At 65.7% G+C, this 21,011-nt stretch carries 19 protein-coding genes; 6 read left to right on the top strand and 13 right to left on the bottom strand.

All coding sequences use genetic code 11. From position 1 onward, the window contains the following. Positions 1-7: 7 nt before the first annotated feature. From AOA14_RS05605 to tldD, 6 genes are all read right to left on the bottom strand, one after another. Positions 8-220, bottom strand: a complete 213-nt coding sequence (locus tag AOA14_RS05605; RefSeq protein ID WP_003043073.1) for a putative signal transducing protein — start codon at positions 218-220, stop codon at positions 8-10. Continuing rightward, a complete protein-coding gene (locus tag AOA14_RS05600) occupies positions 221-796 on the bottom strand; it encodes a pyridoxamine 5'-phosphate oxidase family protein (protein WP_062901097.1) in 576 nt (191 codons plus the stop codon). A 28-nt stretch (positions 797-824) separates the two neighbouring features. Then, a complete protein-coding gene (locus tag AOA14_RS05595) occupies positions 825-1,403 on the bottom strand; it encodes a DUF924 family protein (RefSeq protein ID WP_062901096.1) in 579 nt (192 codons plus the stop codon). A gap of 12 nt (positions 1,404-1,415) precedes the next feature. Then, positions 1,416-1,817 (bottom strand): hypothetical protein, encoded by a 402-nt coding sequence (locus AOA14_RS05590; protein ID WP_062901095.1) that lies wholly within the window; start codon positions 1,815-1,817, stop codon positions 1,416-1,418. Between the two features lie 88 nt (positions 1,818-1,905). Further along, on the bottom strand, positions 1,906-3,117 hold the full coding sequence (locus tag AOA14_RS05585; RefSeq protein ID WP_062901094.1) for a hypothetical protein: 1,212 nt from the start codon (positions 3,115-3,117) through the stop codon (positions 1,906-1,908). A 213-nt stretch (positions 3,118-3,330) separates the two neighbouring features. After that, positions 3,331-4,773, bottom strand: coding sequence for a metalloprotease TldD (tldD, locus tag AOA14_RS05580; protein WP_062903028.1), 1,443 nt, complete (start codon positions 4,771-4,773; stop codon positions 3,331-3,333). A 550-nt stretch (positions 4,774-5,323) separates the two neighbouring features. On the opposite strand from tldD, the gene AOA14_RS05575 reads away from it, so the two are divergent. Then, the gene (locus AOA14_RS05575; RefSeq protein WP_238929733.1) at positions 5,324-7,021 is read left to right on the top strand and encodes a Fic family protein; all 1,698 of its coding nucleotides are present in this window, start codon (positions 5,324-5,326) and stop codon (positions 7,019-7,021) included. A 395-nt stretch (positions 7,022-7,416) separates the two neighbouring features. Here AOA14_RS05575 and fdxA read toward each other — a convergent pair whose 3' ends face one another. The 3 genes from fdxA to AOA14_RS05560 all read right to left on the bottom strand — a co-directional run bounded on the left by fdxA (position 7,417) and on the right by AOA14_RS05560 (position 10,982). Next, positions 7,417-7,755 carry a ferredoxin FdxA gene (gene fdxA / locus AOA14_RS05570; RefSeq protein WP_003043060.1) on the bottom strand — a complete coding sequence of 113 codons (339 nt, stop codon included), beginning with the start codon at positions 7,753-7,755 and terminating at the stop codon, positions 7,417-7,419. Between the two features lie 81 nt (positions 7,756-7,836). Then, complete coding sequence (locus AOA14_RS05565; RefSeq protein WP_062901092.1) at positions 7,837-8,166, bottom strand: RNA-binding S4 domain-containing protein; 330 nt, start codon at positions 8,164-8,166, stop codon at positions 7,837-7,839. Beyond that, positions 8,166-10,982 (bottom strand): helicase-related protein, encoded by a 2,817-nt coding sequence (locus AOA14_RS05560; protein ID WP_062903027.1) that lies wholly within the window; start codon positions 10,980-10,982, stop codon positions 8,166-8,168. Before AOA14_RS05560 ends, AOA14_RS05565 begins: the two co-directional genes overlap by 1 nt. A gap of 241 nt (positions 10,983-11,223) precedes the next feature. On the opposite strand from AOA14_RS05560, the gene AOA14_RS20255 reads away from it, so the two are divergent. From AOA14_RS20255 to AOA14_RS05535, 5 genes are all read left to right on the top strand, one after another. Next, positions 11,224-12,810, top strand: coding sequence for a M23 family metallopeptidase (locus tag AOA14_RS20255; RefSeq protein WP_275261242.1), 1,587 nt, complete (start codon positions 11,224-11,226; stop codon positions 12,808-12,810). 85 nt (positions 12,811-12,895) lie between these two features. After that, positions 12,896-13,894, top strand: a complete 999-nt coding sequence (gene hemB, locus AOA14_RS05550) for a porphobilinogen synthase (RefSeq protein WP_062901090.1) — start codon at positions 12,896-12,898, stop codon at positions 13,892-13,894. Next, a complete protein-coding gene (locus tag AOA14_RS05545) occupies positions 13,891-14,433 on the top strand; it encodes a GNAT family N-acetyltransferase (RefSeq protein ID WP_062901089.1) in 543 nt (180 codons plus the stop codon). The genes hemB and AOA14_RS05545 overlap by 4 nt, the downstream gene beginning before the upstream one ends. Beyond that, complete coding sequence (locus AOA14_RS05540; RefSeq protein WP_062901088.1) at positions 14,430-16,685, top strand: spermidine synthase; 2,256 nt, start codon at positions 14,430-14,432, stop codon at positions 16,683-16,685. Before AOA14_RS05545 ends, AOA14_RS05540 begins: the two co-directional genes overlap by 4 nt. Continuing rightward, complete coding sequence (locus AOA14_RS05535; protein ID WP_062901087.1) at positions 16,682-17,236, top strand: gamma carbonic anhydrase family protein; 555 nt, start codon at positions 16,682-16,684, stop codon at positions 17,234-17,236. Before AOA14_RS05540 ends, AOA14_RS05535 begins: the two co-directional genes overlap by 4 nt. 38 nt (positions 17,237-17,274) lie before the next feature. Here the strand turns inward: AOA14_RS05535 and AOA14_RS05530 are convergent, their stop codons facing one another. Genes AOA14_RS05530 through dapF form a run of 4 tightly spaced genes read right to left on the bottom strand, consistent with a single transcriptional unit; the run spans position 17,275 to position 20,961 of the window. Next, positions 17,275-17,940: an inner membrane-spanning protein YciB gene (locus AOA14_RS05530; RefSeq protein ID WP_082819833.1), complete on the bottom strand. Its 666-nt coding sequence runs from the start codon at positions 17,938-17,940 to the stop codon at positions 17,275-17,277. After that, entirely contained in the window at positions 17,937-18,863 is a 927-nt protein-coding gene (gene ftsY / locus AOA14_RS05525; protein ID WP_062764286.1) for a signal recognition particle-docking protein FtsY, read from the bottom strand. Before ftsY ends, AOA14_RS05530 begins: the two co-directional genes overlap by 4 nt. Continuing rightward, positions 18,860-20,158 (bottom strand): MiaB/RimO family radical SAM methylthiotransferase, encoded by a 1,299-nt coding sequence (locus tag AOA14_RS05520; RefSeq protein ID WP_062901086.1) that lies wholly within the window; start codon positions 20,156-20,158, stop codon positions 18,860-18,862. Before AOA14_RS05520 ends, ftsY begins: the two co-directional genes overlap by 4 nt. Continuing rightward, on the bottom strand, positions 20,155-20,961 hold the full coding sequence (dapF, locus tag AOA14_RS05515; RefSeq protein WP_003043039.1) for a diaminopimelate epimerase: 807 nt from the start codon (positions 20,959-20,961) through the stop codon (positions 20,155-20,157). Before dapF ends, AOA14_RS05520 begins: the two co-directional genes overlap by 4 nt. Positions 20,962-21,011 lie beyond the last annotated feature (50 nt).

Below are 21,011 nucleotides of genomic sequence, written 5' to 3'. Positions count from 1 at the left end.
CCGCATCCTAGGCGATCCCGAACTCCGCCATCAAGGCGCGCGCGTCGGCGAGATCCTCGTCGAGCACCATGACGCGGACGGGAATCGCGAGGCCGACGCTTTCGGCGATATTCATCCCCGCGTCGAAGCAGACAGCAGGAACCCCGGCGCTTTCGAGGCGGCCGCGCAGCAATTCGGCCTCGGCACCGTTCGGCATCCGCACCAGTTCGACCAGCGCCATTCAGGCTTCGCCCGCGATATAGCGGTCGGTCGGCCGGGTTGGCAGTCCGTCGATGCTGCGCGTGCGGCCCTTGAACTTTTCGGTCCATTCGACCGGATGGGCCTGACGATGATATTTCTGCAGCGTGTCGCGCTCGTGCTGCAGTTCCATCATCGGCACGCCCCAGCCGCAGCTCGTCTGCACGCTGTCGATATCGATGACGAAGATCTGGCGCGTGCCGGGGAGCAGACTGAAATGCGCCGCGAGCGCATCCCATTCCTCATCCTGCGGCAGCACCGCACGGCCGCGGCCATAGAGGCGCAGGATCAGCGCGCTGCGGTCGAAGGCGCAAAACATGATCGTAATGCGTCCGCGCTCGGCTTGTTCGGCCGCAAGATGCGCATGGGTTTCGTTCCCCGATCCGCCGAGGTCGAGATAGGCGACCTGGCTGCCGGACAAGATGCGGAAGCTGTCGGCATAGCCCTTGGGCGACAGGTTGACGCGCCCGTCGGCGGCCGCGGTCGCGACGAAAAATATGGGTTGCTTCTCGATGAAAGCGACGTGCTTTTCGGTCAGCGCGTCGAAAAATTCGGCCATGGCAAAGCTCCGTTCGGCCGCCGGTCTATCACCAATTCTTGCCCTCTTCTATCGCGCCCTGCTCATCGGCACGCGTTTCACGGCCGAGGGCAGCATTGCGGTGCGGGAAGCGTCCGAAACGGTCGATGATGTCGAAATGCTTCTGCGCATAGTCGTGGAAGACCGGATCGGCGAGTTCGGACATCAGGCGCAGCGATTCGCGCTGATCGGCGATATCCTCGCTATGTTCGAAGGGCAGATAGGCAAATTGACGCCGTGCGTCGGGCCAGTGCTGGTCCCAGCCCTGCGCGACGATGCCGCGCGCGATCTGGCGCGCCAGATCGTCGGATGCAAAGGCTTCTGCGCTGCCGCGAAAAATGTTGCGCGGCACTTGGTCGAACAGGATCGTTGCGGCGAGCGCGGTGTCGGGGTCGGTCAAAAAGGCCTCGGCAGGCTGGCTGCGCAGCGCCGCCAGCCAGTCGGCCGCCAGATCGCGCACTGCGACATCGAAATCGGCGCCGCCGCCATACCAGTCGTCCATGCCGTGGCTGTCGAACCAGAAGGCGATCAGCCGATGCGGCCAGTCGGCGGGCGGCGGCGGGGGAGAGGGGAGGTCGTCGTCGAACATTCCCCTTATCTATCAGTTCGATCCCGCGCGTCGATAGGGGGTAAATTCGCCGAGCGAGACGAAACCGTTATACATGTGGCTGCTGCGGTCGTGCAGTTCGACCGTGTCGATCGAACAGAGCTGCGACGTCGTTGTCTTGGTCACCAGTATATCATCCTCGTCGAGGCTGTCGGCATTTTTGGGCCGATTGACCCAGAGGGTGTCGCCGATGCGATAGACGATCGCGGTCTTGTCGATGACCTGGCTGCTCGTGACCGCCGAGAGCGAGATGCAGTCGCGCGCCTTGCCGGCGACGCGGCCTTCGAGCAGCTTGGCAAGCTGCGCCTCGGGCGCGAGCTTTTCGCGCGCGGTGGCGGCAGCGGGAACCGCCGCTACGGCGGCGGCGGCGATGATGGCGGTAATCAGCGGACGCATGACAGGGCTCCTGCGGTTCGAATTGTCCTACCCTTCCCCACCCCATAGACGGAGACGCGTGAACCGAGCCTGAAAGCGCCGGGGGAAATCAGCAGGCGCCGTCGGGCAGCGGGATACCGAGCGGCCCTTTGCACTTCTTTTTCTTGGGCGGTTCGACGGGGGTGCTGGCGCTGCCGCCCATCGCGCCCATGCCGCCCATATCGGCGCCGACGAGCAGCATGGTGTGTGACCGGAAGCGCACCTTGGCGGTCCAGTCGATATTCCACACCGCATTGCCCGCGGGTTTGGGCGGATAGGAGAAATTGGCTTCGGGGCCGAAGGCGTTGAGGTTGCCGATCATCATTTCGCCCGACGCTTTCTTGACCTCGGCCGGGATCTGGCAGCTCGTCTGCGATGGCGGCATCACGATCTTCTTTGTGATCAGGTTGGCGACGACCGACGGGGGGAGCCAATCCCACAGGCCGCCGCCGAATTCCTTCGATGCGCTGCTCGTCCACCAGACCATGTCGCCATTGCCGCCACCGCGGTCCATGCCGCCGATCGTCCATGCGACGTAACCGGTCGCGGCCTGGAGCGCCCCCCAGCGGATCATCACCGATCCGTCGGCCTGTTGCGCGGTCGAGGCCTGGAGACCCGGCATATAATCCTGCGCCAGATTGAAACTGATGTCCGACCCGACATTGCTGTTGATCCGGTGCGCCCCGATCAGCGACGACCCCGCCTGCGGCTGTTTGCCGCCCTTGCTGTTCGGCCAGTCGACATAGGATTTGCTGTTCGCCTGGCTGACCTCGCGAATGATCGGCACCGCGCTCGAGAAGAGGCCCGGCGGAACCTGTCCGGCCGCGACCTTGGCGAAATCGATGATGACGGGCTGGCCGGGACCGGCCTTGGCGCCGCAGCCCCAATAGAGCAGCAGGCGCCCCTTGGGCCGTTCGAATTCGGTGGTGTAGCTGCCTTCGGCGCGCGGCGGCGCGATCAGCGGCACCGATTTGCCGAGCTTGGCCTGCGGTTCGAAATAATGATCGCCCTTGGGCGGCGGCGCGGTCGGCGACTGATCGGAGCCGAGACGAAGGTTGAGCGTGTAGGCGACGCGGCTCGACGGGTCGCCGCCGAACATCATGCTCATCGCGCCGCCCAGGCCGCCGCGACCGCCCCCGGCCATTGCGGCGAAACCGGACATCGTCGCGACGTCCATTTCATAACGTTCCTTGGGGCCGGTGGTCTTTTGCGCCGATCCCGGAACGGCGGCGAGCATCGCGGCAACGGCGGCGACGGACACGAAACGCAGACTCGAACGCATGCAAACCTCCCTGTTGTGGGGGTGCCCCACGGATGATGCGACCGAAATCTATTCTGTTTGCCCCTCTATATGCGCGGATCGGGCGAACGCCAAGTGAGGGCAGTCACAGTCTTCGGCATTGCGCGCGAAGCGACGCAATCTCCAGTCATCGCCGCCACGCAAGGCCAGCCGATCGAGATTGCTTCTTCACTTTTCCTCGCAGTCAGGCGATTGTCACGCCGTCCCGCCCACCGTCAGGCCGTTCACGAGCAGCGTCGGCTGGCCGACGCCCGCAGGGACGCTCTGGCCCCCCTTGCCGCAGATGCCGATGCCTTCGTCGATCGCCATGTCGTTGCCGATGCCGCTGACTTTGGTCAGCACGCTCGGCCCGTCGCCGATCAGGGTCGCGCCCTTGATCGAGTCCCCGATCTTGCCGTTCTCGATCTTGTAGGCTTCGGTGCAGCTGAAGACGAACTTGCCCGACACGATGTCGACCTGTCCGCCGCCGAAGCTCTTGGCGAAGATGCCGTTCTTGACGCGGCTCAGCAGCTCGGCGGGATCGTCGTTGCCGCCGCGCATGAAGGTGTTGGTCATTCGCGGCATCGGCGCGTGCGCGAAGCTTTCGCGGCGGCCGTTGCCGGTGGGCTCGACCCCCATCAGCCGGGCATTGAGGCGGTCCTGCATATAGCCCTTGAGGATGCCGTCCTCGATCAGGATCGTCTCGCCGGTCGGCGTGCCCTCGTCGTCGATGCTGAGCGACCCGCGGCGGCCGCCGCCGACCGGGCTTTCCATCGCGCCGTCATCGACCACCGTGACGCCCGCCGCTGCGACGCGCTCGCCGATCCGGCCCGAAAAGGCGCTGGTGCCCTTGCGGTTGAAATCGCCCTCAAGCCCGTGGCCGACCGCTTCGTGCAGCAGCACGCCTGGCCAGCCGGGGCCGAGCAAAACGGTGAACTCGCCCGCCGGGGCGTCGACCGCGCGCAGGTTGACGAGCGCCTGGTTCAGCGCCTCGTCGATCGCGCGGTTCCACTGCGCATCCTCGAACAGATGATCGTACATGTAGCGGCCACCAAGGCCGAAATAGCCGCTCTCGCGCCGCCCGTTTTCCTCGACGACGATCGAGACGTTGAGGCGGACGAGCGGGCGTATGTCGGTTGCGAGGAAACCGTCGGCGCGGACGATCTCGACCACCGACCAGCTGCCCGCGAGCGCGACCGAGACCTGGACGATGCGCGGATCGCGCGCGCGCGCGGCGGCGTCGATCTTCTGGCAGAGGTCGACCTTCTTCGCGAAGGGGATAAGGTCGAGCGGGTTCGCCTCGTCATAGAGGTGGCGGTTGGTGCGCGGCGGCGGGCCGGCGGGTGCCTGCTTTGCGGGATCGAGCAACGCGAGCGTTTCGGCGGCGCGGCGGATCGCGCCGGCGCTGACGTCGCTGGCGTGCGCAAAGCCCGTCATTTCGCCCGACACGGCGCGCAGCCCGAAGCCGGCGTCGGTCGAATAGTCGGCGGTCTTCAGGCGCCCGTCGTCGAAGCCGAAGCTCTCGGTCGCGCGATATTGCAGATAAAGCTCGCCATCGTCGGCCTTCGCCAGTGCCTCGCGCGCGAGTTTCTGCGCCAGATCGGGGTCGAGCGCATCGGTGCGGTACAGGAAGCGGCGGGGATCGGTGGGGCTTGTCATGCGCATGATATAGGCGCGCATAGCCATGGCGCAAAGCCCGTTCGGTGCCGCCGTGCCGCGGCGCTTCAACGACAGGCGGTGCGCGGCCTTGCAGCACTCCCCGTATCAGCGGCGGGAACTGCAAAAGAAAAGGGCGGGGAAATCCGCCCTGTCCGCGGCCTTCTAATCTCCCATAGTCCCGAACTGTTTTTCAGAACTCCAGCTTTGCTGCGGGGTCGAGAGGCGTTTCGGGTATCTGCCGCCAATTCGGCCTATCGCATCACTCTCGCTACTCGCGGTTGTTGCGCGACGGCTTCCCGCGAGGTGGTCAGCAACTGGCTAATTTACGAGATGAATCTGCCCTGCTTTGTAAGCCGTCCTTATGTCATCGTGCGATATCACTCCAGCCGGGCTTTCGATCCAAAAGATATCTGCTCCCGTGGGTGTCAGATGAGCCAGAATATAAGCAAGATCACCGAACGGCCCGCAGATAATCTTCCTCGCTCAGCGCGCCATCTTTCCGCGCAGCCATGAGCGTGACCTGCAGCCAAGCTGAGTAGTGGACTCGGCTGTGCGCGGCTATCTTAATTACCTAAAAATCGCTCCACAAGAAAACCTAAAATTCGTCTTGCATAATAACCTAAAAAGCGTACATCTGAATAACCTAAAAACTGTGCCACCGAATAACCTAAAATCACTCCAAGAGATGCAAATGGCGACCCCGCAGGAAAAATTGGCCAACGCGCTCGAAGCGCTTCATCAGCTGCAAAATGATGGGCGTGTGGCAATTCGGAGCGAGGATCTCGACAGGCCGCAGCGTGAACTCCTCATTCGGCGCGGGTTTCTAAGGCCCGTGATGAAAGGCTGGTACATCGCCAGCCCGCCGGAAACCATGCAAGGCGAAAGCGGTATCTGGTACACCGCCTATTGGAGCTTCTGCGCCCAATATCTCGCCGAGCGGTTCGGCGAAACATGGTCGCTTACGCCCGAGCTTTCTCTCGCATTGCAGACCGGCAACCGGACTGTTCCCCGCCAGTTGCTCGTTCGGGCCAAGAAAGCCGGTAACAAGGCAACCGGGCTACTACTCGGCACATCGCTCTTCGACACGAGGGCTGCGATCCCTGAAGGAAACGACCTCGTCGTGCAGGACGGGCTAAGGCTTTTTTCGATCCCCGCTGCGCTGATCGCGGCGAGTCCGGGCTATTTCGAAGCCAATGCAATCGACGCGCGCGCGGCGCTGGCGACGATCCGTGACGCGTCGGAGCTTCTCGAGCGCCTGCTCGATAAAGGGCAAAGTACCGTTGCCGGTCGGCTTGCCGGCGCATTCCGCAACATCGGGCGCGGGCGGATTGCAGACGATATTCTAAAGGCGATGGACGGGGCGGGATACCGGGTTCGAGAAACCGATCCGTTCGAGCAAAAGCTTTCCGTTATGCCGCCGCGCGAGCGTTCGCCCTATGCCGGGCGCATTCGGCTCATGTGGGATATGATGCGCGGCCCGATCATCGAGCGCTTTCCGAGGGCGCCCGGGCTTCCGGGTGACGTCGAGGCCTTTCTCAAAAGCGTTCAGGACAATTATATTACTGACGCTTATCACTCGCTGTCGATCGAGGGATATCGCGTAAGCCCCGAACTTATCGACCGTGTGCGCAGCGGCGCTTGGAACCCCGATGCCGATGCCGCCGACCGCGAGCTAAAGAACGGCCTCGCAGCCCGCGGCTACTGGCTCGCCTATCAAGCGGTTCTGGATAGCGTCCGCGATGTGCTTGGCGGTGCCAATCCCGGCGAAGTCGCTGATGCGGATCATGGCGACTGGTACCGGGCGATGTTCAGCCCCAACGTTCAGGCGGGGCTGGTCGAAGCGAAGGATCTTGCGGGATATCGCAGCGGACAGGTTTATCTGAGCGGAGCGCTTCATGTACCGCTGAGTCCGGATGCGATGCGTGATGCTATGCCAGTGTTCTTCGAGCTTTTGAGAGAGGAGAAAGACGCCTCGGTTCGTGTCGTGCTCGGCCATTTCATATTCGTCTATATTCACCCATATATGGACGGGAACGGACGAACCGGCCGCTTCCTCATGAATCTCATGCTCGCGGCCGGCGGCTACCCTTGGACTGTCATTCCGGTCGAGCGTCGCAAGGATTATATGGTCGCACTGGAAGCAGCGAGCAGCGAGCAGGATATTGTGCCGTTTGCCGAGTTTCTCGCGGACCTCGTAACGCGGGCGCTGAACGGCGAGGCAACGGCCGAGCTGCCCGCCGCGCGTTGATTGATTGACGGTCGCACTTGGGAGGCGGCTTTCGACTAATCATTCTCCAGCAACTCAGAACGTCCGTTCTCGTTGTCTGCTCACTGAAAGCCGCCCGAGCGCAATCGGCCAATCCTACCCATCGCGCGCCTCCCCGCTGGTCGCTCCCCCGAGGCTGCGCATGACAACTTCAGACCTCAAATCTTATGGCGATAAATACTTTGGCCTATTGTCGTTGCGCGATGGAGTAGAATAGACAATCTCAGACAACAATAGCAGAGGAATTGAACGGAACGGACTGTATCGTGAATTCAGATGCGCGGTGGGGCCGTGTGGGTCTGAAATTACGCGGATGTGATTTGAAAAATTATTTCAATCACATAGTCTTAACTTAACAATGCGCCCTGTTCTTGGTCTCAGTCGCCTTCGCCCGGTTCGGGCGAGAAGAATTTTTCATATTTGTCGTCGACGCCCTTATATTCGTCGGCGTCCGCAGGGCTGTCCTTCTTGGTCGTGATGTTCGGCCATTCGGCACTGAACTTGCTGTTCACTTCCAGCCATTTTTCAAGGCCGCTCTCGGTATCGGGCAGAATCGCCTCGGCGGGACATTCGGGTTCGCACACGCCGCAATCGATGCATTCATTGGGGTTGATGACGAGCATATTCTCGCCCTCATAGAAGCAGTCCACGGGGCAAACCTCGACGCAATCCATATATTTGCAGCGGATGCAGGCGTCGGTGACGACATAGGTCATGGGTAAGGGCTCCCTTCGTGGCGGATTGCTGCCGCCCCTTGTTGCGATTCCCAGCCTCCTATGCCGCGTGGCGGCGATGCGTCAATGGTCCGCCGCCAGTTGCGAATCACTCTCATTTCCCCGGGAGGCCGGCGCAGGGGCCAGTCGTTCGTAACAAGCCTGCGCTTCGGGCGCGGGACCGCGGCGTGGCGGCAGGGTCAGGAGGCGGATCACCTCGATGCGTTCGCCGACCGGCAGCACGATCGTCGCGCCGGGATGGACCGCGACCGACGCGCGGCTGACACGGCGGCCGTCGAGACGGATATGGCCCGCCGCGACCATCGCCTGCGCGATGCTGCGCGAGCGCGCGAAGCGCAAATACCAGAGCAGCTTGTCGAGCCGGATGCTGCCTGCTGCGCCGGGGCTCGCCATCAGTCCTTGCGCGCCTCTGCCATTAGCGCGGCCAGCCCGGCGAAGGGGCTGTTCGGCGACGGGCCGCGCCGGACCGGGCGCTCGGGACGGTCGGTTCGTGGTGGCCGCACCCCGGCTTTGCCCTGCTGCTGCCCTTGGGGCCGCTGACCCTTTGCCGTGGTCGGCTTGCCGGTCTTGCCCGGCTTGGCTCGGTGCCGCGCCGGGTGTCCGTCGGTAGAGGGCGCGGCCTTTGCTTCAGGCCGATTGTCGCCCACCTTGTGCTTGCGCCGCTTGCGCTTGTCGGCGGCCTTAAGCCCCGACCAGCGCCAGCGCTGGAGCGCGGGATCGCCGACGCTGCGAAAGCCGAACGCCTGCAGCAGCGCGCGGCGCGTTTCCTCGTCAAGCCCGAGCGATGTGGCGAGCGCCGGGTCGATGATGAAGCCGGGCGGCGGCGCGGCCGAAACCCCCTGACCTTCGTCGGCGCCGTCGGAATGGTCGGCATGATGTTCGGCTGCACCCGCGACGGGCTCGGTCGGCGGATGCGAGGCCTTCAGGCGCGCGGCATGGGCCTGGCGCGCCAGCTTTTCGGCCATGTCGATGCGCAGCCAGCCCGAAGCACAGCGGCGAAAGCCTGCAATGCGCAGCCCGCCGTGGTTGCCGGTCTTCTGCAGCACCGCGCCCTGCGGCGGGAGCGCCGGGATCGGCGCGCTTCCTTGTTGCGCCGCGAGCAGCGCGGCGCGCCAACGCACGGCTTCGGGCTTGAGCAGCAGGTGATGAAATAGGTCGAGCGACCCGACGGTCAGCCCGAGCCTGCGCAGATAGGGGCGTTCGTCCGCGCTCATCGCGCCCAGTTGCGCCTCGACCTGCGCGCGCGGCGCCATGCCGCCGCCATCGACGAGCGCGGCGAGCAGCGCGCGGACGTGCGGCGGGGTGAAGAGGTCGCCGGCCGCTTCGCCCATCGCGGCCAGCGGCGCGGCGTGGCGCGCGAGCTGTTCGGCGACGAAAATCTGCAGCCGCTCGGCAATCGCCTGCACCTGCTGCGGTTCGAGCCGCCGCAGCGACGGGTCGATCTGGATTGCCGGCTGTACAAGCGTCGGGCCGCGCGCGAGTGTCGCGATCGTCTGGCCGTGCCAGGCGAGCCGCGGCGGGGCGCCGGCTTCGCTGACCAGTTCGATCGCCTGGTCCTCGCCGCTTGCGAGCAGCGCGGCGCGGCGCGCGAGTTCGGCGCGCAGATGCTTCTCGGCGGCGGCGAGCAACAGGCGGTGATCGCTGGCGCGCGCGCCGGGGTCGACCTTGAACTGAAAGCCTTTGAGCGTCCCGATCGCTTCGCCGTCGACGGCGACGGTGCCGTCGGCGCCGACCGCGACCGGCAGCGCGGCGTGGCGCTGCCCCGCATCGCGGATCAGCAGCGCAAGGCGGCGATCAACAAAGCGCTGCGCGAGCGCCGCATGCAGCGCGTCGGACAATCGCGATTCGAGGTCCTGCGTGCGCTCCGTCCATCCGGCGCCGCCTTCGATCCAGTCGCCGCGCTGGGCGATAAAGCATAAGGTGCGGACCGCGGCGATGCGGCTTGCGAGCTGGTCGATATCGCCGTCAACCTGGTCGAGCCGCGCGAGGCGGCGCGCGAACCAGTCGGGGTCGATCATCCCGTTGCCGCTCGTGCGCCACTGCCACAGCTTGAGGACGGTGCGGCTATGATGTTCGGGGCCGAGCTGTTCGAAATCGGGGAGGCCGCACACGTCCCACAGGCGCTGCACCGCAGCGGCTTCGCCAGCGCGTGCACGCACCTCCATGTCGCTCGCCAGATGCTTGAGCACCGCAATATCCACGGCCTCGGGGGCGGGGCGCAGCGCCTTGTGCTCCGGCGGCCGCGCAAGGTCGGCGATCAGCGTGTCGAGCGTATCGAAGCGCGGCGCCGGATTGCGCCAGAACAGGCTGGTCAGCGGCGGGAAATGATGCCCTTCGATCGCGGCGATTTCCTCAGGCGTGAAGCCGCCCTGTGGCTGACCGACAGTGCCGAAACTGCCGTCCTGCTGGTGCCGCCCGGCGCGTCCGGCAATCTGCGCCATTTCCGATATGGTCAGACGGCGGACCCGACGGCCGTCGAATTTCTGCAGGCTCGCGAAAGCGACATGCTGGACGTCGAGGTTCAGCCCCATGCCGATCGCGTCGGTGGCGACGAGATAGTCGACTTCGCCCGCTTCGAACATCGCGACCTGCGCGTTGCGCGTCTTGGGGCTGAGCGCCCCCATGACCACCGCGGCGCCGCCTGAGAAGCGGCGCAGCATCTCGGCGATCGCATAAACCTCCTCGGCCGAGAAGGCGACGATCGCCGATCGTTTGGGCAGGCGCGACAGCTTCGCGGCACCGGCATAGCTCAGCGTCGAAAAGCGCGGCCTGCTGATCACCTCGATTTCGGGAACCAGATCGCGCACCAGCCCCTTGATGCTCGCCGAACCAAGGATCATCGTCTCTTCGCGGCCGCGCGCGCGCAGCACGCGGTCGGTGAAGACATGGCCTCGCTCGGGGTCGGCGCCGAGCTGCGCCTCGTCGATGCCGACGAAGGCGACGTCGCGGTCGACCGGCAGCGCCTCCATCGTGCCCAGCACATAGCGCGCTTCGGCAGGCCAGATGCGTTCCTCGCCGGTGACGAGCGCGACCTGCGCCGACCCTTTGATGGCGACAACCCGGTCATAGACCTCGCGCGCCAGCAGGCGCAGCGGAAAACCGATCATTCCGCTGGCGTGCGCCGTCAGGCGCTCGACCGCCAAATGGGTTTTGCCGGTGTTGGTGGGGCCAAGGACAGCCTTGACCGGGTGGGAGGAGTGGGACGGCATTTTCTTGGATGCAACGCTGGCACGGGCGGCGCGGCGGCGCAACAGCGGATCGACGAAGGCGGGTCGATCCGGTCGATTTCCCGATTGCGGCACATTATAACCCGCACGCGCCACGACTGGCCGCAAGCCCGCACGTTCGCGTGGCCGTTAAATTGACTTTAACGGCCTTTGTTTACAGACCTCGGGTCGAAAACATGATCGACGGCCGGGCTTTGGGGGCCCGTCGAGCGGGGATTGCGATTTGTTTCAGCGTCACGAACCCATCGCGGGTATGTCGGGCAATGCCGCGACCCTGTCGATGTCGCAGGCGATTTCGCTGCGCCGTGTTGCCGACGAGCCGCCCCGCGCGCTGTCCTGGATCGACGCGCTGCGCGACCGTTTCGCGCATATCGACCTCGTCCCCGACCTTGGCGACAATATCGGATCGGCGGAATGGTGGCGCGGGCTGGCCACGCTCACCTTGCTCTGCGGCACGGCCATATCGACCTTTCCGGGGCTGAAGCCGCTCGAGATCGGCGGCGCTCCGGCGCTCGACGCATCGGACTTCAACGAAGCGCGTGCGCAGATGATCGTGCCGATCGCCTATGGCGGCGATACCGGGCGCCATATGGCGGCAACCGACGCGGTGCGCCCGCTGGCCCAGACGCCCGAACGGCCGCAGATCGAACTCACCGCGACACTGGGGCAAGGCGATAGCTTCGCCCGCGTGCTCGAACGCTCGGGCGTCGGCAGCCCCGATGCGCAGGCGATCGCCAGCCAGGTCGCGGGCGCCGTCCCGCTGTCCGATATTGCCGCGGGAACGCGCATCGACCTGATCCTCGGCCGCCGCGCCGCACGCACGATGCCGCGCCCGGTCGATGCACTCGCGATGCGGGCGCGCTTCGACCTTCGGATCGAGATGGAGCGCATCGACGGCCGGTTGGTGATGCGCCGCATCCCGATCGCGGTCGACAATACGCCGCTGCGCATTCGCGGCCGGGTCGGCGACAGCCTCTATCGCTCGGCGCGCGCCGCTGGCGCGCCGCCCGAGGCGATCCAATCCTATCTGCGCGTGATCAGCCGCCAGATTTCGGTCGGCAGCGATATTCGCTCATCGGACGAATTCGACATCATCCTCGACCATCGCCGCGCCGAAACGGGCGAGAGCGAGACTGGCAAGCTGCTTTACGCCGGGCTGGTGCGCGGCGGAAAGCCGAAGCTGTCGATGATCGAATGGACCGTCGACGGCCGAACCCAATGGTATGAGGCCTCGGGCATCGGGCAGCAGCGCGGCGGCATGATCCGTCCGACGAACGGCCGCATCACCTCGACCTTCGGCATGCGCCGCCATCCGATCCTCGGCTATACGCGCATGCATAGCGGCGTCGATTTCGGCGGCGGTTACGGCGCGCCCATCTATGCGGTCAGCGACGGCGTGGTGACGATCGCGGGGCGGACCGGCGGTTTCGGCAATTATGTGAAACTGAACCATGGCGCCGGTCTCGGCACCGGTTACGGCCATATGAGCCGCATTGCGGTGCGCCCCGGCCAGCATGTCAATCGCGGTCAGGTCATCGGCTATATCGGGTCGAGTGGCCTATCGACCGGCCCGCATCTTCACTATGAAGTCTACCGCAACGGCGTCGCGGTGAACCCGCTGTCGGTCAGCTTCGTGACGCGCGCACAGCTCGAAGGCAAGGCGCTCGCCGACTTCCGTGCCCGCATTCGCCAGCTCACCTCGGTCTCGGTCGGCGCCGCGCTGGCGCCGGTCGCCGCCCGGCCTGCCGAAGGACGGAAGCTCGGTTCGCTCGCCGACACCGCGTCGAAGCGGGCCGGCGAAGGGATCTGACGTCGGGCTTTCCCGTCGGTGCGCGGGGCGCACCGATATCCAATATCCATTTGCCCGGCGACCAAGCGCCGCTATGCACAGGGGCATGACTCACGCCGCTTTCCCCGACCTGCGCCTGCGCCGCACCCGCCGAACCGCATGGAGCCGCGCGATGGTGCGCGAGACGCAGTTGACCCCCGCCAATCTGATCTGGCCGCTATTCGTCTGTCAGGGTGACGGCGTCGAAGAACCGATCACCAGCCTGCCTGGCGTTTCGCGATGGTCGGTCGACCTGCTCGTCGCGCGCGCGCGCGATGCGGTCGACGCGGGCATCCCCTGTCTTGCCCTCTTTCCCTATACGCAGCCCGACCGGCGCAGCGAGGATGGCGCCGAGGCGCTCAATCCCGACAATCTGATGTGCCGCGCAACCGCGGCGATCAAGGACGCGCTCGGCGATGCGATCGGCGTGCTGACCGACGTCGCGCTCGATCCCTATACCAGCCACGGGCAGGACGGGCTCATCGACGCGGCGGGCTATGTCCTCAACGACGAAACGGTCGAGGTGCTGGTCGGCCAGGCGCTCAACCAGGCGCGCGCGGGCGCCGACATCATCGCGCCCAGTGACATGATGGACGGTCGCATCGGTGCGATCCGCGAAGCGCTGGAGATCGAGGGCTTCGGTCATGTCCAGATCATGAGCTATGCCGCCAAATATGCGTCGGCCTTCTATGGTCCCTTCCGCGATGCGGTGGGGTCGCGCGGGTTGCTGAAGGGCGACAAGAAAACCTATCAGATGGACCCCGCCAACGTCGAAGAGGCAATGCGCGAGGTCGAACAGGATCTGGCCGAGGGCGCAGACAGCGTGATGGTCAAGCCGGGCCTCCCGTATCTCGACGTGGTGCGCGCGGTGAAGGACGCTTTCGCGGTGCCAGTCTATGCCTATCAGGTGTCGGGCGAATATGCGATGATCGAGGCCGCCGCCGCGGCAGGCGCGGGCGACCGCGACGCGCTCGTCCTCGAAACCCTGCTCGCCTTCCGCCGCGCCGGCGCGTCGGGGGTTTTGAGCTATCACGCACTGCACGCGGCGAGGCTCCTCGCTGCATGATCGAAACCGAGCGACTGGTTTTGCGGTCTTGGCGCGAAAGCGATCTCGCGCCCTTTCAGCAAATTTGCAGCGATCCCGATGTGATGGCAACGCTTGGGCCGCCGCTTGACATGGCGGCTACGGCGACGCGGATCGAATGGATGCAGCGGCACGAAAGCGAGCATGGCCATTGCTTCTGGGCGCTCGAACGCCGCGAAGATGCGCGGCTGATCGGATGGTGCGGCGTGATCCGCGGCGATATCGATCCGGTGCGGGACATGCTCGAAATCGGTTGGCGCCTGGCACGCGATTGTTGGGGCGCCGGCTATGCGAGCGAGGCTGCCAGGGCCGCAACGGCGTGGAGTTTCGCCAATCGTGACGATGACGAAATTCGGGCCATCACGTGGGAGGGCAATGGTCGCAGCCGCGCGGTGATGGAGCGGCTCGGTATGGGCTATTGCACCGGGCTCGACTTCGATCATCCCAAGCTCGACGCGGGCGACCGATTGCGCCGCCATGTTACCTATTCGCTTTCTCGCGCAGATTGGCTTCGCGTATGACCGTCGCCGACCGTGGGCCGCGTCGGCTCCTGTTCGTTCTGACCATATTGGTCGGCAGTTTCCTGCTCTTCCTCGTTCAGCCGATGGTCGCACGCATGGTGCTGCCGCGGCTCGGCGGGGCGCCGGCGGTGTGGAACAGCGCGATGCTCGTCTATCAGGCGCTGCTCCTTGGCGGTTATGCCTATGCGCATTGGCTCGGGCGTTTCGCGGTGCGGCGGCAGGCGATGATCCATCTCGGCCTGCTGCTCGTTGCCGCGCTGTGGCTGCCGGTCGGCCTTGCACGGATCGCACCGCCGGCGCCGGGGCAGGAGGCGCTGTGGGTGCCGCTCCTGCTCTTTGCCTCCATCGGACCGGTCTTTTTCGCGGTTTCGGCGCAGGCGCCGTTGATGCAGCGTTGGTTCGCCGCCGATCCGCGCGCCGGCGATCCCTATTTCCTCTATGCGGCTTCGAATCTGGGCAGCTTCGCCGGGCTGATCAGTTATCCCGCGCTCGTCGAACCGCTGCTGCCGCTCGAGAAGCAGAGCATCGGCTGGACGCTGGGCTATGTTCTGCTGTTCATGCTGGTTGCGGCCGCCGCCGCGGCGCGCTGGGGGCGCGGCCCGGAAAGCGCCCAGCCGACTGACACGGCCGGCGACGAAGCCAGGCCGGACTGGCGGCGACAGGTGCATTGGCTGTTGATCGCCGCGGTTCCGTCGGGCCTGATGCTGTCGACGACGACGCATCTTACGACCGATATCGTCGCGATGCCTTTGCTCTGGGTATTGCCGCTCGGGCTGTATCTGTTCAGCTTCGTGATCGCTTTTTCCAGCTGGACGTCGCTCACCAACGTCATCGTCACGATCGCCCCGGCGCTGCTGCTGGTCGTCGGCGGACAGGCGCTGCTCGGAACGGGCGGCGGAACGATGCTCGTCGCGCTGGCGAGCCTCGTCATGCTGTTCGTCGTCGCGACCGCGCTTCACGGCTATCTCTATTTCCTGCGGCCGGGACCGCGGTATCTGACCCTGTTCTATCTGATCATGTCGGCGGGGGGCGTCCTTGGCGGCGCCTTCGCGGCGCTGGTGGCGCCGCTCGTCTTCAACTGGGTCTATGAGCATCCGGTGCTCGTGCTTGCCGCGGCGATGCTTTTGCCGTTGCCTGCATTGCTGCCGTGGGAAAAATGGCTGGGACTGCGCCGCCCGCTACCCGTCGTCGTCGCATTGGTCGCGATTGCCGCCTTCGCATCGTGGAAGCTTGTGGAGACCTGGGACGGGACGCTGCACGGCGCGCATGTCGTCTGGGCGGCGATCATCGTGGCGGTCGGTCTGCTCGTCATTCGCTGGCGCTGGGCCTATGTTGCCGCGCTCTTCCTCTTGATGCTCGGATTCGGGGGCGTCCAGACGCTCGAAAAGGGGCGCGACGGGATGCGGGTGCGCAGCTATTTCGGCATCTACACCGTCACCGACGATCGCTATCATCAGCAGCGGCGGCTCGCGCATGGCACGACGCTGCACGGACTCCAGCGCACGACGCCCGGCCACGAACTCGATCCGACCACCTATTATGGCCATCAGTCGGGGGTCGGCCTGACGCTCGACAGGCTGCCCGAACTCGCCGGGCCCGATGCCGCGGTCGGCATCGTCGGCCTGGGGACGGGAACCTTGTCCTGCTATCGCAAGGCGGGGCAGCACTGGACGATCTTCGAAATCGACCCGGTCATGGCCGATATCGCGCGCGATCCCACCAAATTCACCTTCCTGTCGCGCTGCGCCGCCGATACGCCGATCGTGATCGGCGACGCGCGCCTGCAGATCGCGAAGCTGCCGCCCGCGCGCTTCGATGTGCTGGTCATCGACGCCTTTTCGTCGGACGCAATCCCGCTGCATCTGCTGACGCGCGAGGCGTTTGACGCCTATACGCGCGCGCTGCGCCCCGGCGGCATCCTGCTCGTCCATATCTCGAACCGCTTCTTCGATCTCGAACCCGTGCTCGCCGCCGAGGCGCGAGGCCGCGGGTGGAGCGCGGCGATCCGGCTCGACCCCGGCCCGGAGGATAGCGAGTTCGGTGATCTCACCGGATCGAACTGGGTGGCGCTGACGGCGACGCCTGCCCGCCTTGGCCAGTTGACGCACGGCCTGCGCCCCCGTCAGAATGCCGCCGCGAACGATACCTGGGTCGCGCTGCGTAGCGAGGCGGGGTTCGAGCGCTGGACCGACGATTATGCGTCCACGCTACCGATACTTCTCTGGGGCAATCTGATCGGGAAACATGAATGACCTACACCGACGTCAGCATCATCAGCGTCAACGGCAAGTCGCCGCAGATCGACCCGAGCGCCTTCATTGCGCCGGGTTGCCGGATCATCGGCGACGTGACGATCGGCGCCGATGTCAGCATCTGGTATAATTGCGTGCTGCGCGCCGACGTCAGCCATATCGTTATCGGCGCGCGGTCGAATATCCAGGACGGCAGCGTCGTGCACTGCGACGGCCCGATGCCGGGCCGCCCCGAAGGCTATCCGACGATCATCGGCGAGGATGTGCTGATCGGTCATATGGCGATGGTGCATGGCTGCATGCTCGCCGACCGCGCCTTCGTCGGATTGAAGGCGACGGTGATGAACGGCTGCCGCATCGGCAGCGACGCGATGCTCGCGGCGGGCGCGCTGCTGACCGAGAATAAAGAGATTCCCGACCGCGAACTATGGGCCGGGTCGCCCGCGCGCCGGGTGCGCGAAATCGGCGACGCGCAGGCGGCGGGAATGCAGATGGGCGTTGCCCACTATGTCCTCAACGGACGGATGCACAAGGCGGCGATCGACGGCTGAATCTTCCCTCCTCCCGATTGCGGGAGGGGAGGGAGAAGTTAATCTTCTTCCGGAACCGCCAGCCCGTTCTTCAGCATCACCGGCACCTGCGTCAGCGTGAAGAGGAAGGACAGGGCGGTCACGCCCCAGACCTTGATCGTCAGCCAAGTATCGAAACTCATCCGCCCGGCTTCGATGAGCACGTACATCACATGGTTTGCGATGCCGAGCGCGGCGAAGAACAGGCCCCAGTTGCGCGACAGCAGCAGCCAGCCGCGTTCGGTCATCCCGTCGAGCGCCGACTGGAGCAGATATTTGAGCATCGGTTTCTTGAACCACCAGCCGCCGAGCAGCATCAGCGCGAAGACGGCATAGATGATCGTCGGCTTCATCACGATGAATTTGGGATCGTGGAGATAGACGGTCAGCGCGCCGAACCCGATGACGAGGATACCCGACATCCACAGCATCGGCGAAATCCGCCCGAGCTTCCATTTCGAGATGCCCATCGCAACGAGGATCGCGACCATGAAGGCGATCGTGCCCTTGATCGCGCCCGCAGTCGCCGCGAAGGCGCCCTGGCCGCCGGCGGTGAACTTGTAGGTCAGGAAAAACACCAGCAGCGGCCCGAAATCGATCGCGAAGTTCAGCCAGCCATGCTTGGCGGGCGGCGCGGCGGGGACGGCTTCGGGGCCGCCGGGTAGCTGGTCGAGCGGTTCGCTCATCGGATATTTCCTGCAATGATGCCCGCGATCTCGTCGGGGTCGAAGGGACGCAGATCGTCGATCGTTTCGCCGATGCCGATCGCGTGGATGGGCAGGCCATGGCGTTCGGCCGCGGCGACGAGGACGCCGCCGCGCGCGGTGCCGTCTAGCTTGGTCATCACGAGCCCGGTCACGCCCGCCACGTCACGGAACACGTCGATCTGCGATAGCGCATTCTGCCCGGTGGTCGCGTCGAGAACGAGCACGACGTCGTGCGGTGCTGCGGGGTTGAGGCGGCCGAGCACGCGCTTGATCTTGGCAAGCTCGTCCATCAGTTCGCGCTTGTTCTGAAGCCGCCCGGCGGTGTCGACGATCAGCACGTCGATGCCCGTCGCGGTCGCCTGCTTGACCGCATCGAACACGATGCCCGCCGCATCGCCGCCTTCGGGTCCGGTGACGATCGGCACGCCCAGCCGTTCGGCCCACACCTTGAGCTGGCCGATCGCGGCAGCGCGGAAGGTGTCGCCGGCGACCAGCATCACGCCATAATCCTGTTCCTGGAACAGATGCGCGAGCTTCGCGATGGTCGTGGTCTTGCCCGACCCGTTGACCCCGATCACCAAAATGACCTGGGGGCGCGGGAAAGCATCGATTTCCAGCGGCTCGGCGACCGGACGCAGCACCGCCGCAATCTCCTCGGCCACGACCCGGCGCAATTCGTCGGTGCCGTTAGCGGCAATGTCGCGGCGTTCGGACAGGCGGTCGCGGATACGCGCCGCCATGCCGGGGCCAAGGTCGGCGGTAATCAGCGCTTCCTCGATTCGGTCGAGGTCGTCTTCGTCGAGGCGCGACTTGCCCGTCAGCCCGGCCAGATTTTCGCCAAGCCGTTCCGACGTGCGCCGAAAGCCGCCGAGCAGCCGCTCGCTCCAGCTCGGTCCGCTCATCCCGATATCCTTTCCGCAGTCATTCTGTCGCCGTCGCGTGCGCCCGCACGGACCGGCACGATGGCGCCCGGCTCGGCGGGCGTGGCCAATATCAGCGCGGCGAAATTTTCGGCATGGCCGGTTCGGCCGTCGCGCTCGACCAGCATGGTTGTTGTCGATCCCGTCAGTCGGTCCAGCCAGGCATGACGCCGCCGCGCATTGGCCTCGCGCAGCCGCGCCGCCCGGTCGCGCGCCGCGCTGCGTCCGACCTGCGGCATTCGCGCCGCGGGCGTCCCGCCGCGCGCGCTGTAAGGAAAGATGTGACCGAAAACGATGTCGCAATCGTCGATCAGCGCCAGGCTGTTCGCGAACATGGCGGCATCCTCGGTCGGAAAACCGGCGATCAGGTCGGCGCCGATCGCGATTTCCGGGCGCGCGGCCTTCAGCCTTTCGACCAGCCGCACCGCGTCGGCGCGGCGGTGGCGGCGCTTCATGCGCGTCAGCACCATGTCGTCGCCCGCCTGCAGCGAGAGATGAACGTGCGGCATGATCCGCGCATCCTGCGTCAGCAGCGCGAACAGCGCATCGTCTATGCGGGCCGGATCGAGCGACGAAAGGCGGAGGCGTTCGAGGGGCAGGCGCAGCAAGGCTTCGACGAGCGCAGCAAGGCTGGTGCCGCTGTCGTCGCCATAGCTGGCAAGATCGACCCCGGTCAGCACGATCTCGCGCTGGCCCCGGTCTATCGCCGTTCGGGCCGCCGTCAGGATCGAACCGACCGTGGCCGAGCGGGCGGTTCCCCGTGCCAGCACCGTCGCGCAGAAAGTGCAGCTATGCGAACAGCCCGTCTGGACGCCCAGGAAAGCGCGGGCGTGGTCAGCGCCGGAAAGAGCAGGCAGGTAGGGGAGGGAAGAACGGCCCTTCGGCAGGCTCAGGGCGAAGGGTGGAGGAGGAGCTGCGTCATCCATCTCCGCTCGTGCCGAGCTTGACGAAGCAATATTTTCGACTTGGTAGCTTGCCGTTAGCCCCTTCGCATCGTTGGCGACCACCCGCGCACCCATATCGGCAAAGCGCTCGGCCTCCAGTTCGGCGGCGCAGCCGGTAACGACCACCGCGGTGTCAGGGCGCTCGCGCAGCGCGCGGCGCACGGCCTGGCGAGCTTGGCGCACCGCTTCGTCGGTCACCGCGCAGCTGTTGAACACGATCGTGTCGGGCGCTGCGGCGCGCGTTGCGGCGGCGCGGATCGCTTCGCCTTCGGCCAGATTCAGCCGGCACCCGAAATTGACGACCTCGACCCGGCCGGCTTCGGCAACGCTCATCCGAATTGCGCCCAGTCGGTCTCGCCCTCGAACACGCGGGTCGCCGCGCCGCTCATCACGATCGGCTCGCCGGGCGACCAACGGATCACCAGATCGCCGCCGGGAAGCGACACGGTGACGGGCGATTTGACGATGCCGGCGCGGATTGCGGCGACCGCGGTCGCGCACGCGCCCGTGCCGCACGCCTGCGTCAGCCCGACGCCGCGTTCCCAGACGCGAAGCTGGAGCTGATTTTCGCCGTCGAGGCTCGCGACATTGACGTTGACCCGCTCGGGAAACAGGGGGTCGGTCTCGATCCGCGGGCCGAGGTCGCCCAGTGCGACTGCATCGGCTTCGGGGACGAAGAAGATGATGTGCGGATTGCCGACATTGACCGCCGCACCATGTTCCAGTTCGTCCCACGCGACGGGCATGTCGCGGGTGTCCATCGGCATGGCGAGCGGAATATGCTCCCAATCGAAGACGGGTTCACCCAGCACGACTTCGGCGCCGCCGTCGGCGGGGGTCACGCGCAGCATCCCGCCCAGCGTTTCGATGACCGCGGGCTTGCCGATCAGCGTGGCGACGCAGCGCGTCGCGTTGCCGCACGCCTCGACCTCGCTGCCGTCGGCGTTGAATATCCGCATTTTGACGTCGGCCTTCGACGACGGTTCGAGCAGGATCAGCTGGTCGCAGCCGATGCCGTGGCGGCGATCGGCAATCGCATGCGCCCGCGCCGGCGTCATCTCGACGCTGTTCGCGCGCGCATCGATCACGACAAAGTCGTTGCCGAGGCCGTGCATCTTGGTGAAGCGGTCCGCCATAGTCCGCGCATGTAAGGGCGCCGACGGGCGAAGTCTAGCGATGTGGCGGC

Source organism: Sphingopyxis terrae subsp. terrae NBRC 15098, assembly GCF_001610975.1.
GTDB lineage: Bacteria > Pseudomonadota > Alphaproteobacteria > Sphingomonadales > Sphingomonadaceae > Sphingopyxis > Sphingopyxis terrae_A.
The sequence above is the reverse complement of the archived record's forward strand: the minus strand, read 5'-3'. Positions and strand labels throughout refer to the sequence as shown.

What these genes read in the sequence shown, in the direction of transcription:
- hemB (WP_062901090.1), top strand. Translation starts at nt 12,896, where the DNA reads ATGACTCACGCCGCTTTCCCCGACCTGCGCCTGCGCCGCACCCGCCGA.
- AOA14_RS05590 (WP_062901095.1), bottom strand. Translation starts at nt 1,817, where the DNA reads ATGCGTCCGCTGATTACCGCCATCATCGCCGCCGCCGCCGTAGCGGCG.
- AOA14_RS05545 (WP_062901089.1), top strand. Translation starts at nt 13,891, where the DNA reads ATGATCGAAACCGAGCGACTGGTTTTGCGGTCTTGGCGCGAAAGCGAT.
- fdxA (WP_003043060.1), bottom strand. Translation starts at nt 7,755, where the DNA reads ATGACCTATGTCGTCACCGACGCCTGCATCCGCTGCAAATATATGGAT.
- tldD (WP_062903028.1), bottom strand. Translation starts at nt 4,773, where the DNA reads ATGACAAGCCCCACCGATCCCCGCCGCTTCCTGTACCGCACCGATGCG.
- AOA14_RS05565 (WP_062901092.1), bottom strand. Translation starts at nt 8,166, where the DNA reads ATGGCGAGCCCCGGCGCAGCAGGCAGCATCCGGCTCGACAAGCTGCTC.
- dapF (WP_003043039.1), bottom strand. Translation starts at nt 20,961, where the DNA reads ATGGCGGACCGCTTCACCAAGATGCACGGCCTCGGCAACGACTTTGTC.
- AOA14_RS05595 (WP_062901096.1), bottom strand. Translation starts at nt 1,403, where the DNA reads ATGTTCGACGACGACCTCCCCTCTCCCCCGCCGCCGCCCGCCGACTGG.
- AOA14_RS05540 (WP_062901088.1), top strand. Translation starts at nt 14,430, where the DNA reads ATGACCGTCGCCGACCGTGGGCCGCGTCGGCTCCTGTTCGTTCTGACC.
- AOA14_RS05530 (WP_082819833.1), bottom strand. Translation starts at nt 17,940, where the DNA reads ATGAGCGAACCGCTCGACCAGCTACCCGGCGGCCCCGAAGCCGTCCCC.
- AOA14_RS05605 (WP_003043073.1), bottom strand. Translation starts at nt 220, where the DNA reads ATGGCGCTGGTCGAACTGGTGCGGATGCCGAACGGTGCCGAGGCCGAA.
- AOA14_RS05560 (WP_062903027.1), bottom strand. Translation starts at nt 10,982, where the DNA reads ATGCCGTCCCACTCCTCCCACCCGGTCAAGGCTGTCCTTGGCCCCACC.
- AOA14_RS05520 (WP_062901086.1), bottom strand. Translation starts at nt 20,158, where the DNA reads ATGAGCGTTGCCGAAGCCGGCCGGGTCGAGGTCGTCAATTTCGGGTGC.
- AOA14_RS05535 (WP_062901087.1), top strand. Translation starts at nt 16,682, where the DNA reads ATGACCTACACCGACGTCAGCATCATCAGCGTCAACGGCAAGTCGCCG.
- AOA14_RS05600 (WP_062901097.1), bottom strand. Translation starts at nt 796, where the DNA reads ATGGCCGAATTTTTCGACGCGCTGACCGAAAAGCACGTCGCTTTCATC.
- AOA14_RS05585 (WP_062901094.1), bottom strand. Translation starts at nt 3,117, where the DNA reads ATGCGTTCGAGTCTGCGTTTCGTGTCCGTCGCCGCCGTTGCCGCGATG.
- ftsY (WP_062764286.1), bottom strand. Translation starts at nt 18,863, where the DNA reads ATGAGCGGACCGAGCTGGAGCGAGCGGCTGCTCGGCGGCTTTCGGCGC.